This is a genomic window from Candidatus Neomarinimicrobiota bacterium (assembly GCA_041862535.1).
Taxonomy (GTDB): domain Bacteria; phylum Fidelibacterota; class Marinisomatia; order SCGC-AAA003-L08; family TS1B11.
On record JBGVTM010000048.1, the window covers coordinates 1 to 15,577 of the forward strand.

Annotated in this window: 14 protein-coding genes; 9 read left to right on the forward strand and 5 right to left on the reverse strand. The window is 58.4% G+C overall.

Annotation, left to right across the window (positions count from 1 at the left end):
- Positions 1-17: 17 nt before the first annotated feature.
- Positions 18-689 carry a protein-L-isoaspartate(D-aspartate) O-methyltransferase gene (locus tag ACETWG_01915; protein MFB0515343.1) on the reverse strand — a complete coding sequence of 224 codons (672 nt, stop codon included), beginning with the start codon at positions 687-689 and terminating at the stop codon, positions 18-20.
- A gap of 26 nt (positions 690-715) precedes the next feature.
- The gene (locus tag ACETWG_01920) at positions 716-844 is read right to left on the reverse strand and encodes a hypothetical protein (protein ID MFB0515344.1); all 129 of its coding nucleotides are present in this window, start codon (positions 842-844) and stop codon (positions 716-718) included.
- A gap of 84 nt (positions 845-928) precedes the next feature.
- On the opposite strand from ACETWG_01920, the gene ACETWG_01925 reads away from it, so the two are divergent.
- The gene (locus ACETWG_01925; GenBank protein ID MFB0515345.1) at positions 929-1,132 is read left to right on the forward strand and encodes a PspC domain-containing protein; all 204 of its coding nucleotides are present in this window, start codon (positions 929-931) and stop codon (positions 1,130-1,132) included.
- A 31-nt stretch (positions 1,133-1,163) separates the two neighbouring features.
- Here ACETWG_01925 and ACETWG_01930 read toward each other — a convergent pair whose 3' ends face one another.
- Together ACETWG_01930 and ACETWG_01935 are read right to left on the reverse strand one after the other, a co-directional pair.
- Complete coding sequence (locus tag ACETWG_01930) at positions 1,164-1,865, reverse strand: ubiquinone/menaquinone biosynthesis methyltransferase (GenBank protein MFB0515346.1); 702 nt, start codon at positions 1,863-1,865, stop codon at positions 1,164-1,166.
- Positions 1,866-1,933: 68 nt separating this feature from the next.
- On the reverse strand, positions 1,934-3,490 hold the full coding sequence (locus tag ACETWG_01935) for a UbiA family prenyltransferase (GenBank protein MFB0515347.1): 1,557 nt from the start codon (positions 3,488-3,490) through the stop codon (positions 1,934-1,936).
- 203 nt (positions 3,491-3,693) lie between these two features.
- Between ACETWG_01935 and ACETWG_01940 the strand changes: the two genes are divergently transcribed.
- Both ACETWG_01940 and ACETWG_01945 read left to right on the forward strand, forming a co-directional pair.
- A complete protein-coding gene (locus ACETWG_01940; GenBank protein MFB0515348.1) occupies positions 3,694-4,728 on the forward strand; it encodes a TolB family protein in 1,035 nt (344 codons plus the stop codon).
- 110 nt (positions 4,729-4,838) lie between these two features.
- Positions 4,839-6,383, forward strand: a complete 1,545-nt coding sequence (locus ACETWG_01945) for an aminotransferase class V-fold PLP-dependent enzyme (protein ID MFB0515349.1) — start codon at positions 4,839-4,841, stop codon at positions 6,381-6,383.
- A 439-nt stretch (positions 6,384-6,822) separates the two neighbouring features.
- On the opposite strand, the gene ACETWG_01950 is transcribed toward ACETWG_01945, so the two are convergent.
- A complete protein-coding gene (locus ACETWG_01950; protein ID MFB0515350.1) occupies positions 6,823-6,987 on the reverse strand; it encodes a hypothetical protein in 165 nt (54 codons plus the stop codon).
- Between ACETWG_01950 and ACETWG_01955 the strand changes: the two genes are divergently transcribed.
- The 6 genes from ACETWG_01955 (at position 6,974) to ACETWG_01980 (ending at position 15,535) form a co-directional block, all read left to right on the forward strand.
- Positions 6,974-7,441: a hypothetical protein gene (locus ACETWG_01955; protein MFB0515351.1), complete on the forward strand. Its 468-nt coding sequence runs from the start codon at positions 6,974-6,976 to the stop codon at positions 7,439-7,441. The two genes, ACETWG_01950 and ACETWG_01955, sit on opposite strands and share 14 nt — an antisense overlap.
- Positions 7,434-9,500, forward strand: a complete 2,067-nt coding sequence (gene ligA, locus ACETWG_01960) for an NAD-dependent DNA ligase LigA (protein ID MFB0515352.1) — start codon at positions 7,434-7,436, stop codon at positions 9,498-9,500. Before ACETWG_01955 ends, ligA begins: the two co-directional genes overlap by 8 nt.
- Positions 9,501-9,559: 59 nt before the next feature.
- Positions 9,560-11,017 carry a 23S rRNA (uracil(1939)-C(5))-methyltransferase RlmD gene (rlmD, locus tag ACETWG_01965; GenBank protein ID MFB0515353.1) on the forward strand — a complete coding sequence of 486 codons (1,458 nt, stop codon included), beginning with the start codon at positions 9,560-9,562 and terminating at the stop codon, positions 11,015-11,017.
- 190 nt (positions 11,018-11,207) lie between these two features.
- Complete coding sequence (locus ACETWG_01970; protein MFB0515354.1) at positions 11,208-12,344, forward strand: TrkA family potassium uptake protein; 1,137 nt, start codon at positions 11,208-11,210, stop codon at positions 12,342-12,344.
- On the forward strand, positions 12,341-12,856 hold the full coding sequence (locus ACETWG_01975) for a cyclic nucleotide-binding domain-containing protein (protein MFB0515355.1): 516 nt from the start codon (positions 12,341-12,343) through the stop codon (positions 12,854-12,856). The genes ACETWG_01970 and ACETWG_01975 overlap by 4 nt, the downstream gene beginning before the upstream one ends.
- Complete coding sequence (locus ACETWG_01980) at positions 12,857-15,535, forward strand: valine--tRNA ligase (GenBank protein MFB0515356.1); 2,679 nt, start codon at positions 12,857-12,859, stop codon at positions 15,533-15,535.
- Positions 15,536-15,577: the final 42 nt, after the last annotated feature.

Below are 15,577 nucleotides of genomic sequence, written 5' to 3' on the forward strand. Positions count from 1 at the left end.
TCCGGGCCGGAGGGCGCTCAAAGTTCGATCTCGGGCGCCTCCGGTTTCCCTTCCACCAGCGGCACAAATCGCACGGCCAGGTCCTCTCGCTTGATGACCTCGTCTTTCTGGCGGGTGTAGACCACCAGCTGCTGGTCGAACAGCGACCTCCCGATGGGTATGACCAGGCGACCGCCATCAGCTAGCTGTTTGAGCAGGGGGGTGGGTACGTTGCCTTTGGCGGCGGCGGTCACCACGATGCCGTTGAAGGGAGCTGCCTCGGGCCAGCCTTCACAGCCGTCGCCCATTCTCAAATGGACGTTCTTGTACTGCAATCGTTCCAGGATCTTGTGTGACCGGACATAGTGGGCGGCGATGATCTCGATGGAGTAGACTTCGGCGCACAGGAAGCTCAGCAGGGCCGCCTGGTAGCCGGAGCCGGTACCGATCTCCAGCACCCGGTCGGTCGGCTGCGTCTGGAGGAGCTCGGTCATATAGGCGGTGATGTAGGGTTGGGAGATGGTCTGGCCCTGTCCGATGGGCAGCGGCCCGTCGCGGTAGGTGTCTTTGGGTTTGGTGTAGGGGACGAAAAGGTGCCGGGGAATGGTCTCCATGGCATTGAGAATGCGCGGGTCCTTGATTCCCCGGCCACGAATCTGTTCTGCAACCATGCGATGCCGGAGGGCCGTCAGATCAGCTTTGCTTCGCATCGCTGCCAACTTACGCAGTGAAGCGGTTATTCGCAATTGTCTACATGGATCAATTTGATACGCCGAAATCGCTCCCGGCCGCTGGCGGCTGCGTAGCCGGCGGCTGTGATGATTCCGAAATTCGTGCTGGTACCGGTGGAATTAGTGCCAGCCAAGCGTTAAACTCCTATAGTCAGCCGCCCCCGGGTGGCAGAGCCAAACTAGCTGCACAGAAGTCTTAGGCTGTCGAAGGAGAATCGATGCAGAAGCTTTACCGCTCACGGACGGATCAGAAAATCGCCGGCATCTGCGGCGGGCTGGGTGAAATTTATCATTTTGATGCCAACTTGATTCGCCTCGCACTGGTGTTCGTCGGGCTGGTGACTCAGATCGTACCGGCGGTGGTGACCTACCTGGTCGCCTGGATTATCCTGCCGGAAAAGCCGCCGGAAGCGGGCCAGTGATCAATCCCCCTGCTCCGACTACCACCTGGCCTCATCGTTTCCACCCGCAGTAAGTCCACACCACCCCACCCAGGAACTGTTCCGTGATTATCCGGCTAAAACCCGCCGTCGCCAGGAGCTCCATGAATTCTCCGGGGGCGGGAAAGTTATAGATCGAGTCCGGCAGGTACCGGTAGGCATAGCCCCGGCTGAACAGGGCCCCCAGGCCGGGCAGCAGTGTCGTGAGGTACCAGCGATAGAATCCCCGTAAGGGCCCCTTCTCAGGGAGGGCGAATTCCAGGATCCCGAGCCGGCCGCCGGCTGTCATGACCCGATAGATCTCCTGCAGCCCCTCCTTCAGGTAACTGAAGTTGCGCACGCCGAAGGCTACGGTGACCGCCTGGAAAATATTGTCCGGGAAAGGCAGGTTTTCGCTCTCACAGCAGACCGGGATGAGGGGCGGGAATTTATTTCGGGCCTTGGACAGCATGCCTGGTACCGGATCAGCGCCCACAACCAGGCATTCCGGCTGACGCTGCCCGATATGCCTGGCCACATCACCCGTGCCACACGCCAGATCCAATATCCGGTCGCCCGGCTGTACCTTGATGGACCCTGCGAGACGCCGCCGCCAGCGAACGTCCATCCTCAGGCTGAGCAGCCGATTCAGAAAGTCGTAGTGGTGGGCGATTTCGCCGAACATTCGTCGGATGAAGCGCCGCTTCTCCTCACCGCGATGCATAATGCGGGTCATAAACGATTTTACTGAAAAAGGTTTGGAAAGCTGCCAATCCGCCGCTGTATGCCCGGCCTGAATAACGGCTAGACTAGTGTGTCCAGCCAGTACCCGAGCACCAACAGCAACCCCGTCAGGAAATGTACCCCGATGGTAGAGACATTCACTTTAAGCAGCTCATACGGCAGCCTTTGCCGGTCGGCATCGGGTTGGTTCCACCTGGCGATCCACATTCGGCCCCACTTGATGGCATTAAGCATCAGCACGGCCGGCAGCAGCGCTATCAGGGCAAAGGGGGTCGCGATGGACGGCTGCACGAAGCCGATAACACCGATGGCCAGGATAATGGCGAAGCCGAGCATGTTAAAGGCGGCATAGTAGCGCAGGGGCCGCTCGTAGCGGGTCAGGGTCCCGCCGGTATCCGCCAGGCGCACCACCCAGGTATATTTGCCGACCAGCCTGTCGGCGGGAACGTCCTGGAACTGGTTGATCCATACCACCAGCATGATCAGGATGCCCACGGGCAGGGAAGCCAGCAGGGGTGATTGCCAAACCCACGTACTCCCCGTGGCCTGGAGGTGGGGTGCGGTCATAACGAAGTGGGTGCCTAAGACCATAACCGGGCCGAACCCGAGCGCAATGGCTATTTCGCCTACTCCGCGGTAGCCCAGCTGAATGGGGCGCATGGTATAAAAGAGACCCAGCGCGACGCCGATGATTCCGATCACCAGCAAGGGTCCGATACCGAAGGGCGAACCGGTGAGAGCTGTATTCAGTTTCAAGCCGATGATGATAGTCCCCAGAAAGCTGAGCATGGCCGCCAGGAGCATTTTCCAGGGGGCGATCAGCCCGGATTGGATCGTGCGACTGCCCCCATTGAAGGGGCTGAAGACGTTGTTGACTTCGTCGTTGCGGGTGGTGTGATCGAAGTAGTCGTTTGCCATGTTGGTGCCGGCCTGGGCCAGTAGCGCACCTACCAGCACCAGCCAGAAAGTAGGCCAATGCCAGGCTTCTGGCGCCCCAACAGAGGACACATAACGAAAGGCAATCACTCCCCCCAGCACCACCGGCACCAGGGTGGCGGTGAAGAAGGGCGCCCGCACCGCCCGCACCCACAGCCTGAATCGCCGCAGAAAGGATAGTATCATGGCTTCAAAGGGGCCGGCCTGGTTCTCGGGATATTCCCGCCATTCGAACTTCTCATCGGCGTGGAAATCAACATACTTGATAACCGTGGGCTGCACCCGGTAATACCCCACCACTTTGTTTTTTAAAAGGAATTCATCCTCCATGTACTCCTGGAAGGCGGTGGTGGTCTGGAGGAGCAGTTCCTTGGCTTTGCGTTGCTCCTCCGGATTCTTAATCTTGGTGCACAGGCCGTCGATCTGCAGGCTGCGGATGCCTTCCTGCCCCTGCGGCCAGATCACCAGCTGCACCCGCGGATTGGCCCGGATTTGCTCGGCCTTGCGCGTCGGGTTGAAGGTGAAAAACACCAGGTCGTGACCATCCCGGGCGAAAAAGACCGATGCCCCGGAACTGTTGCCGTCCACTGACGTGGCGATGAACATGCGGTCGGCCTCGTCAAGGATGGCACCGATCTTCCGGTCAAGTTCTTCTGTGGTATCAGTAATAGGTCGAGTCATCAAATCTGCTCTCAAACCGCCTTAAAACCGGACATAAGTTAGGTGGAAGCGGATGATATCTCAACGCAGTTGGGGTTAAGCGATGGACAGACCTCCATGGGTGGGCAAATAAACCTTATTCCTGCTGGCTGTAGCCCATTTCACCGACGTATAAGAGAGGTTCCTTTATTAACTTTAGCTATTATAGGCACAAGGGAATGTGGATGAGTGTCGTATCAAAATTAAGGCGATTGATAATAATGACCGGGCTGGGTGTACTTGGTCTCCCGACATGGTTACTGGTATGGGTTGGCTGCGGCGGGCAGCAAGAGACCCCGGCCATCAGGATTGAAGGTGTGGAGCTGCCTACACGGATTGTGCCCGGCTTTTATTCGGCGGCTGAGGCTTATTTCTCCCCTGATGGCCGGCGACTGATCCTCAACGCCCGGCTCATCGAGCAAGAAGAGGAATATCACGTCTACACCGTGAACCTGGACGGCACCGATATCCGGCGCATCAACAGCCTGGGCGCTGATGCCTGCTCCTATTACTTCCCCGATGGCCAGCGCCTGATCTTCACTTCGACCCGCGATAACCTCCGCCTCCCCGAGGGTGATTACTCTGACCCGGCTAACTACCCCACCGGCGCCGAGCTGTACTCCTGTCGTCTTAACGGCTCAGACCTGCGCCGCCTTACACGCAATCAGCTCTACGAGGCCGAGGTCTCACTCTCCCCCGACGGCCAGTGGGTGCTGTTCGGGCGGATGATCGCTGGCAGGATGGACCTGTGGCGCATGCGCCCCGATGGCTCCGACGAATTCCAGATCACCAACACGCCTGACCTCCAGGAAGGCGGGGCCTTCTACCTGCCCGACAGCAGGCACATCATCTTCCGGGCCTGGGACATCGCCGATCAGGGCCAGCGGGGCATGCCCATGACCATCTACACCATCAACCACGACGGCACTGATCTGCGGCAGATCACCTACGAGGAAGGCGTCAACTGGGCCCCACACCCCTCGCCTGATAGTGTCCACTTCGTGTTCGTGAAGCTGCTGCCGCCCCACAACTTCGAGGTCTACCTCATGAACATGGAGACCAGCCGGCAGACGCGCCTGACCTACAACGACGCCTTCGACGGCTTCCCCTCCTTCTCCCCTGATGCCCATACCATCTGCTTCTCCTCCAGCCGCGACATGTCCGAAGGCAGCCGGAGAATGGCTATCCACCTGATGGATATCCAGAGCCTGCTGCAGTAGTCTGGTCTTCGGCGCTCTGGTTGCCTTATTCTTCAGATCCTTATTCTGTTATCCTGAATTCAGGCTATCTCCCTCTTCCCCCTTCACCCCCGATTTCGTACCTTTAGGCCATGAGCCAGCCTGAAGTGACTACTGAGCTGTCCGACCTGTCCGGCGGCCAGACGGGTCTGCGCGGCCAAGCCCTTCTGCGCCGCATCGCCCGGGACTTCATCGGCCTGGATACTGCCTATCCCATCGCCACCGGCGAGACCACCCGCCGCGTCTATCTGGACTCCAACGCTACCACCCTGATGATGGGCGCGGCCCACCGCGCCATGGCCGCCTTTTTGGGGCACTACGCCAACACCCACAGCCTGCTGCACAACAGCGCCCGGATGGCTACCCGCGCCTATGCCTGGGCCCACGAGCGCATCCTCCGGTTCGTCAAGGCGGACCCGCAGCAGTATACCTGCTTCTTCACCGGCAGCGGCGCCACGGCCGGGATCAACCGTTTGGCCCGGGTCTTCCGGGATATTCGGCCGGATCGCGATACCGTGCTGATCTCCATCATGGAGCACCACTCCAATGACCTGCCCCACCGCAAGCACCTGGGGCGGGTGATCCACCTGCCGGTTGCCGCACGTCCGGACGGCATGGGCTGCGTGGATACCAGTGCCCTGGAAAAGATGCTGAAGACCGAACGAGAACGGGTGAACTATGTAGCCATTACCGGGGTCAGTAACGTGACCGGCATCATCAATCCCATCCATAAGATCGCCCGCCTGGCCCACGAGCACGGCGCCCTGGTGCTGGTGGACGGTGCCCAGATGGTGGCCCATATCCCGGTGCAGGTCTCCAGCCACGACGATCCACTGGAGAACCTCGATGCCTTGGTGTTTTCCGGCCACAAGACCTACGTGCCCGGTTCGCCGGGGGTGGTGGTGGCTCGCAAGGAGCACCTGGCCCGGATCGAGCCGGAAGAGGTGGGCGGCGGTATGGTGGACCGGGTGTTCGTCGAGCGCTATACCGTATCCCCCAATTTTCCCGACCGGGAAGAAGCCGGCACACCCAATATTGTCGGGGCCATCGGCCTGGCCACCACCATTGAGGTGCTGGACCGCATTGGTATGGACTTCCTGCTGGAGGAGGAGAGCCGGCTCATTGACTATTCCCTGGAGGGCCTCAAGTCCATCCCTGGCGTCTTGGTCTACGGCTCCACCGATACCAAAACCTGTCCCAGGGCGGCGTCCATTTCCTTTAACGTTGAGGGCGTCCACCATTCCATGGTGACGGCCATCCTCAACGACTATCACAACATCGCCGTGCGCAACGAGTGCTTCTGCGCCCATCCCTACGTCATCGAGATGATCCCCGACCAGGCCGCCGAGTATGTGGCCATGAGCGATGAGGAGCTGGCCGCGTCGTATAAACCCAAGCCGGGGATGGTACGGGCCAGCTTCGGACTCTACACTACTGCTGAAGATGTGGATGCGCTGGTGGCGGCCCTCAAAGATATTGTCAAAAACCAGGACACCTACATGCCCCGCTACCGGCTGGGACCCTCCGACCACGAGTACCGGCACACTACCTTTGCCTTTGACCCGGACGAGCGCTTCTCCGTCCCGCGCCTGGTGGATAAGATTTTGAGAGGTTTCATTGATAATAAGTCAAGTTAAAGAAGCGTAAAACATTGATACCGTTACATAAAAAGGGGACTAGACACAAATCCGATAGTATTGTTATGAACATTATGATATGCTGTTTTCTACTTTTTGTATGTGAATGTGAACAACCTGATGATCACAACAGCCTAGTTGAGATAAATTTAAATGCAGAACAATATGTCGTAGATAGCTATATTATTATCAGTATGACCAATACGGGAGATGATGATGTTTATCTTTTTGGGTGTGAAAAGGGCTCAAACATTGATGTATTTTTTGAACAATTCCTAAAAGCTGATTGGCAGCGTTGCGGTTCAATAGGCACATGGTGTGAGATATCATACAAACATTATATCCACCTTCGCCCGCACACTTCAACTTCCCGTTATACATATGCTGACGAGGATATGTTTAGACAAGATGGTTTATATCGCCTTTACATCTATTATGGTTACTCACCAGAAAACAATACTACTGAGAAGGCATTTTCACCGCCTTTTAACATTCTACTTACCCCTTGAAATTGAGGATTATCCAGGTTGATAGCGACAAGAGTAATGGTGTTAGCAAATGCAATGTAATCTTGAACAATGGTGAAGTTGATGTCTTTGGTCATACTCATGACAGTTTTTCTGTTTGGTCAGCAGCAGCCGGATAGTATAGTCGCGCCGGAACAACCGGACACGCTCGCCGTAGAGCGGTTGGATTCCACTCATCTCGGCCCGCTCTTTCACAATCCGCCGGTGGGCATCCTCAATGATCGACCCTTCCGGATCGACTTCTTTGTGAACTTCGATCCCGGTGAGATCGAGTCGGTGAGCCTGTTTGTCCGGGGGGATTCCTCCAAGGCTTACAAAGAGATTCCGCTTGCAGGAGAATATAATCGCTACCGGCACGTCCTTGCCGAAGAGGAGTTGCGGGGAAGCAAGTTGACCTACTATTTCCTGGTGATCCTGAAAGACTACCGCCTGTGGGCCTACCCTACCGGCGAAGGCGGGCGCATTGAACCCTTCGTGATCGACCTCGTCCCACCGACGAAGGAATTTTTCCAGAAAGAACTGTATGACTGACTCCCACCGCCGCCGGATTGAAGACCTGCGCCGCCAGATCGAGGAGCATAACGTCCGCTACTACGTCTACGACAGCCCTACGATCTCCGATGCCGAATACGATGCCCTCATGCGGGAACTGGAGGCGCTGGAGGCGGTCCACCCCGAGCTGATCACCCCCGATTCACCCACCCAGCGGGTGGGAGCCGAGCCCCAGTCGGAGCTGGCCACTGTCGGTCACCGCGTGCCGATGCTCAGCCTCGAGAATGCCATGGATGCGGCGGAGCTGCAGGCCTTCAACGACCGCGTGCGCCGGGAGCTGCGCCTCACGGGACCGATCGATTACGTCTGCGAGCCGAAGCTGGACGGTGTGGCGGTGGAACTGGTCTATGAGGCAGGGCGGCTTATCCAGGGCTCTACTCGTGGCGACGGCGTCACCGGCGAGGATATCACCGCCAATCTGCGCACCATCCGGGCCATTCCCCTCACTCTGCACCCTGGCACGGCCATCCCCCGGCTGCTGGAAGTACGCGGCGAGGTTTTCATGACCCAGGAAGGCTTTGAGGCCCTCAACCGCCAGCGGGCGGCAGCGGGTGAGCCCCTGTTTGCGAATCCGCGCAACTCGGCCGCCGGCAGCCTCCGCCAGCTGGACCCACGCATCACCGCCGCGCGACCCCTGCGCATCTATTCCTATGGCCTGGGCAGCTTGGAGGGAATCACCTTCTCCACCCAACAGCAGTTCCTGGAAGCTCTGCCCGGGTGGGGCCTGCCGGTGAACCCGGAGTACCGCCTGTGCGCCGGGATTGAGGAGGTACTGGAGTTCTACCGCGAGCTGGAAACTCGCCGACAGGACCTTTCCTACGACATCGATGGCCTGGTGGTCAAGGTGAACGACTTCTCGCTTCAAACGGAGCTGGGTGAGCGCAGCCGCTCTCCCCGCTGGGCCATTGCCGGTAAGTTCGCGGCCCAGCAGGCCACCACCATGGTCGAGGACATCGAGGCCAGCGTGGGCCGCACCGGGGCCGTCACGCCGGTGGCCCATTTACATCCCGTTAATGTCGGCGGCGTTACCGTCAGTCGGGCCACCCTCCATAACCAGGATGATATCGAGCGCAAGGGTGTGAGAATCGGGGATACCGTCCTGGTCCAGCGGGCCGGAGATGTCATCCCTGAGGTGGTGAAGGTGATCACGGAGAAACGGCCGCCAGGAAGCAGGCCATATCGCCTTCCTGCCAACTGCCCCGTGTGTGGCCACCTGCTCTACCGCCCACCCGATGAGGTGGTAACCCGCTGCGTGAACCTGGCCTGCCCCGCGCAGGTGCACGGCCGCTTCCTGCACTTCGTCTCCAAACCGGCCATGGACGTCGACGGCCTTGGCGAGAAGATCGTTGAAAAGCTCATCGTCACCGGAAAGGTAAAATCGGTGGTGGATATTTACCGGCTGACCTATGATGATCTGGTCAATCTGGAGATTGAGCGCACGGTTCATACGAAAACTGGTGCCGAAGATCGAATGGTGGCTCTGGGCGACAAGGTGGCTACCAAGCTCCTGGCCGCCATTGAGGCTTCCAAGAACACCACCTTCGCCCGGCTGATCTACGCCCTGGGCATCCGCAACGTGGGGGAACACCTGGCCACAGTGCTGGAGCGGGCCTTCAATGGGGACATGGATCGCTTCCTGCATACAACACCGGGGGAACTGGAAGCCATCTATGAGGTAGGCCCTATTGTCGCCGAGGGCATTGTGCGTTTCATTCAGGATGAGTCCAACGTGGCTATCATCCGGGCTCTGCTGGATGCGGGGATGAGACTGGGTCAGCCTGCAGCCGCTCCGGAAGCGGCCCAGGTCTTCGTCGGCCAGACCTTCGTTTTCACCGGTGCCCTGGAGCGCATGACCCGCCCGGAGGCCGAGGCCCTGGTGGAGCGCCTGGGCGGTCGGGCCGCCTCATCGGTGAGCACAAAGACCAGCTACGTGGTAGCCGGACCAGGTGCCGGCTCCAAACTGGAAAAAGCCCGCAGCCTGGGCGTAACGGTGCTGACGGAAGAGGAGTTCTTAAAACTCTCGTCTAATTACGCATAGAGCTTATCCCCCAGGGCGAAAGCTGAGATCCTCATTCACCAGTCGTAAATTCACACTCCGTGAAGGAAGTACCAGCCACTACGACCAACCGGCCTGATGTCACACCGCTGCAGAAAGGTGAGATATTGGAGCTCACCATCGACAGTCTGGCTTATGGCGGCAAGGGGGTGGCCCGCCATGACGGCTTCGTTGTCTTTGTCGAGCGTGCGCTGCCGGGTCAGCGGGTAAGGGCGCGCATCCTCAAGCGGCGCAAGGGATTCGCCGAAGCCCGGCTGGAGGATGTTCTGCAGCCCTCGCCGCATGCCGTGGAGCCGCAGTGCCCCCACTTTGGCGTCTGCGGCGGTTGTGCGACACAGAATTATGCCTATGAAAAGCAGCTGGAGCAGAAACAGGCTCAGGTTGGGGACCTCTTTGCCCGCCTGGGGGGCTTTACTGATATAGCGGTACAACCCATCATCGGCTGCCGGGAGACCTACCACTACCGCAATAAGATGGAGTTCACCTTCTCCCCTCAACCCTGGATTATCGACCTCGAGGATGCCGGTAGCGCCTCCTCCTGGGCTCTGGGTCTCCATGTCCCCGGTCGGTTCGACAAGGTCCTGGATATCCACGAATGCTGGCTTCAGCAACCAGTGGCTAGCGCCGTGCTTCAGCGGGTCAAGAGCAAGGTGGAGGAGCTCGGTCTGGAGCCGTATGACATCAAGACCCACACCGGCTTCCTGCGCAATTTGGTCATCCGCACTGCTGGCACTGCACCGGATTCTCTGCAAGTGATGGTCAACCTGGTCACTTCCAGGGAAGAGCCCCAGCGTCTTAAACCGCTGGCAGATGATGTGGTGGCTGACTTTCCGCAAGTGGTGAGTGTGGTAAACAATGTCAACACCCGCAAGGCCGCCGTAGCCTACGGTGAGTGGGAGATTGTCCTGCACGGCAAGCCCACCATCACGGAAGATCTCCGGGGACTGTCGTTCGATATCTCCGCCAACTCCTTTTTCCAGACCAATACCCGGCAGGCCGAAGTCCTGTATGGGCTGATCCAGCAGGCCTGCGCCCTCACCGGCGAGGAAGTGGTCTACGACCTGTATAGTGGCACCGGTACGATCGCTATTACGCTGGCCCGTCATGCAAAGGAGGCAGCCGGTTTTGAGGTGGTCGCCTCAGCCGTGGAAGACGCAGCCCGTAACGCGATGATCAATGAGATCTATAACGCCCGCTTCTTTCATGCGGATCTCTCCGCCCGCTACTTCACTACCCAGGGCCAGCGCTTACGGCGGCAGCTGCCGCCGCCGGATGTCATCGTCGCCGATCCGCCCCGGGCCGGGATGCACCCCCGGCTTGTGGAGGAAGTCCTCGCGCTGGGTCCCCGGAAGGTGGTCTATTTGTCCTGTAATCCGGCGACCCAGGTGCGTGATGTGCGCCGGTTGTGCGATGGCGGCTACCGGCTAACAGCCCTGCAGCCGGTCGATATGTTCCCGCATACTCCTCACGTGGAGAACATCTGCCTGCTGGTGCGGTAGTCCATGATCACCGCCATCGGCAGCACCGCCGCCCTGCGCTATACTGTGCTGTTTGGGGATCAATATTAATGACAGGTAATGATTCAGGAAGTCCTATTAAACCTGTTGACTTGTTCCAACGATCATTTTACTATTATATATAATGATAAGATTAAGTTGCGATTGTTCTCTCTCTTACTAATAGATAGCGATGATTGGTATCGGACAGTTCTTCGCCCGTCATCCCTTGCTCCGGGTGTTTGGGTTGATCTTGCTGGTCGCCTTTATTGGCGGTCTCGGTGTATTCATCTCGGAGGGGAAAGCGCTCGGGCGGGAGATCAAATCGATCCCGGAAGCTGTATGGTGGGCGATCGTCACCATGACCACTGTGGGGTACGGCGACTACACCCCGCACAGTCCCTTCAGTCGGACGCTGGCAGTGATCGTCATATTTGCGGGCATATCTCTCATGGCTGTCTTGAGCGGGACGGTCGCCTCCCGGCTCGTGGCCAAACGATTGCGTGCTAATCAGGGGCTTACACCGATTAAAGTGAAAGATCATATTATCATCTGCGGCTGGCATCACAAGATCGAGAGTCTGCTGAACGCTCTGTTAAGCGTAGGCGGGGCAGATAGCGCATTCCAGATCATTCTGGTTAACGAGGAACATGAGGACCGGATGCAGTCGCTCAAAAACCAGTTCGGGTACACCCGGATCAAGTATATCCGCGGTGAGTTTACCTATGAAGGAACCCTCAAACAGGCTCAGCTGGAGCATGCCCGCGCCGTTATTATTCTTCCCGCGGAGCACGCCACCGGCGTCGTCAGTGATGAAAAAACTATCCTAGCTACACTGACCATCAAAAATATGTGCCCCAGTGCCTATGTGGTGGCCTACGTCCAGGATCGGAACTCTATCACCCACGTGAAACGGGCCAATGCTGATGATGTGGTACTCGCCGATGATTTTAGCTCCTTTATCGTTGCTTCTCACGTCTTGACCCCGGGCATACCTCAAGCCGTTACCAAGCTTTTGGATTCCGCCTCTCCCCATCATTTCAGGCGGGAACCGATTTCCGGAGAATTCGTCGGCCGACCCTTTGAAGAGCTCTTTCAGCACTTCCGCCAGAAGCACGGCTGGATCACGGTCGCCCTGTACCATGAAGAGGAGCAAGCCAGCCTCACAGACTTACTCTCCGCCGACAGCTCCCAGCTGGATGCGTTTATTGAGCGAAAATTGAGGGAAACTGGCCGGGATTTATTTGAAGGCAGTCATATCTCGGTAATTGTCAATCCGGAGCCTGACCGATTGATTCGGGAAGGGGAAGGTGCCATTGTTATCCCATGAGCAGTATTACCGTCCAGGATATCGCCAACTTTGAGCTCCTCGCGGATCTCTCTGCCAAGGAGCGCCGGCCATTCTGCACCCGCTTGAAGGAAAAACACTACCCCGCCGGTGAGATCGTCTTTAATGAGGGCGATGAAGGTGGTGCTATCTACTTTTTGATCTCAGGTGAGGTGGAAATCAGCCAGGCCCTGACCCTGCCCATGGCCAAGTCCAGCGGATATGACAGCCGGGCCAAGTCTATTATCCGCCTGTCCAGTGAAGACGGTCCCGTCTTCGGTGAAGTGTCGTTTTTCTCGAACGAGGATAAGCGAACCGCTACCGTCAAGGCCCTCACCAATTGCCGGATGGGGCTGCTCAGCTCGGAGGATTTTTCCTATATTCTCGATAGCAATCCTGAGATTGGTTACAAGGTGATGCGCAATTTGACCCGCATAGTTTGCCATCGACTAGTCACCTCCAATAAGAATGTGCTCAAACTGACCACAGCTCTCAGCCTTATCCTGGAGAAATAGTTGCGCAGGGCGCAGGCCCAACTGGGCAAGGTCTACCAGCCCGCCGAGGTGGAGTCTAAATGGTACCGCCATTGGGAGCAACAGGGCTCCTTCCAACCGGGCGAGCCTGACGACCGGGAAACTTACACGGTACTAATCCCCCCACCGAATGTCACCGGTATCCTCACCATGGGGCACGTGTTGAACAACACCATTCAGGATATTCTGGTGCGCCGGGCCCGAATGCAGGGCCGCCACACGCTCTGGCTGCCGGGAACTGATCATGCCAGCATCGCCACTGAGGCTAAAATCGTCAGCATGCTCAAGGAGGAGGGAACCGATAAACAGGCCCTGGGCCGGGAAAAATTCCTCGAGCGGGCCTGGGACTGGGCCCACCGGTATGGGGACACCATTATCGAGCAGCTCAAATGCCTGGGATGTTCCTGCGACTGGAATCGGAGCGTGTTTACCATGGATGAGGGCTATTCCCGGGCCGTTATCCAGGCCTTTGTGCGGCTTTACGACGATGGCCTGATCTATCGCGGCGAGCGTCTTATTAACTGGGACCCGGTGGGCAAAACGGCCCTCTCCGACGAAGAGGTCCTCCATCGGAAGACCAGGGGCCATCTGTGGTACTTCCGCTATCCCCTCAAAGAAAGTGACCAGTATGTCATCGTGGCCACCACCCGTCCCGAAACCATGTTGGGTGACACGGCGGTGGCAGTCAATCCGAGCGACGACCGCTATCGCCACCTGATAGGCCAGACGGCCACCTTGCCGCTGGTTGATCGCGTAATACCGATCATCGCTGATGATTTCGTGGATCCCGAATTCGGTACCGGGGCCGTAAAGGTGACCCCGGCCCACGACCCTAACGACTATGAGATGGGTCAACGGCACGGACTGGAAACAGTGAACATTTTCCACCCCGATGCCACCCTGAATGAGAACGCTCCGAAGCAGTTCCAGGGAATGGATCGCTTCGAGGCTCGCGACGCCGTAGTCGCGGAAATGGAGCGCCAGAACCTGCTGGAAAAGGTGGAGAACCACAGCCATAATGTGGGCTACTCCGAGCGCACCGATGCCATGGTTGAACCTTATCTATCCCGGCAGTGGTTCCTTGAAATGAAGGCCCTGGCTGAGCCGGCGCGGGAAGCAGTGGCCAGTGGCCAGATCACTTTCTTCCCGGAGCGATGGGTGAAGGTGTATGATCATTGGCTGGCCCACGTTCAGGACTGGTGTATCTCCCGCCAGCTGTGGTGGGGCCACCGCATCCCAGCCTGGTACGGTTCCGACGACGATGTCTTTGTGGCCCGCACGGCCGAAGAGGCTCTGGCGAAGGCGCGCACGCATTATGGCCAGAATGAGGTGGCACTGGAACAGGACCCCGATGTGCTGGATACCTGGTTCAGCTCCTGGCTGTGGCCCATCGGCACCCTGGGCTGGCCGGAAGCGGATAGCCCCGATCTGAAACGCTTTTACCCCACCCAGGACCTGGTCACGGGACCGGATATCATCTTTTTCTGGGTGGCCCGTATGGTTATGGCGGGGCTCAAGTTCGAAGGACGCATACCTTTCCGTACGGTCTACTTTAACGGCATTGTCCGGGACAAGCTGGGCCGCCGCATGAGCAAGAGCCTGGGGAACTCCCCGGACCCCCTCGATCTCATCGATACCTACGGCGCCGCCGCCCTCCGCATGGGCATGATGCTCGTTGCCCCTCAGGGACTGGATATTCTCTTTTCCGAGGAGGATATCGCCCTGGGGCGCAATTATATGAACAAGATCTGGAACGCCGCCCGCCTGGTGCTCATGAATCTGGACGACGGCAAGCTGCCGCCGCCCCTCGATAGCCTGCCCCCGGATTCTCTGAGCACGATCGACCGGTGGATTCTCTCGCGCCTCCAGACCACGCTCGCCAGTGTCGACAAGGCCTATGACCGCTATCGCATGAACGAAGTGGCCAGGATCATCTACGATTTCGTCTGGGCCGACTACTGCGACTGGTACCTGGAGTTCATCAAGACCCGGCTGCAGAGTGACGATCTTCAGGACCGCACAGTAGCGCAGGTGGTGGCCGTCCAGGTCCTGAAGCAGATTCTAGCCCTGATCCATCCCCTGGCCCCCTTCATCAGCGAAGAGCTGTGGCAGCGGCTGAAGCAGAAAGACGAACCTGACCTCATCTGCGCGCCTTTCCCGGTCTACGATGCTGGATGGGTAGCCCGGGAACCGGAGGCGGAGATCCAGCTGCTCCGGGAGGTGATCACTTCGGTTCGCAGTATGCGGTCCGATATGGGGGTCGATCCCGGCAAAACGGCCGACCTGATCGTACGGGGTGCTGACGAGCTCACGCGCATTCTGCACCGGGAGCTGGCCCACCTGCAGCGCCTGGCTAAAGTCGGCGCTATGACTGCCGGTGCGGAAATCGCTAAACCGCCCCATGCCGCCACCGCCGTGGTGGATGCGCTGGAACTGTTCCTCCCCCTGGAGGGCCTCATTGACCTGGATGTTGAGCGGGAGCGGCTGCTGAAGCGCATCCGGGAGATGGAAGGACGCCTGGCGGCGGTCCAAAAGAAGCTCGACAATCCAAATTTTCTCCAGCGGGCTCCCGCAGAAGTGGTGACCCACGAACGGGAGAAACAATCCGCCTACCGTGACCAACTCCAGAAGCTGAAGGGAAATTATCAGGCCCTGGCCTGATATCGCCAGCCACACTAAATAATTATATCATTTATAAACATG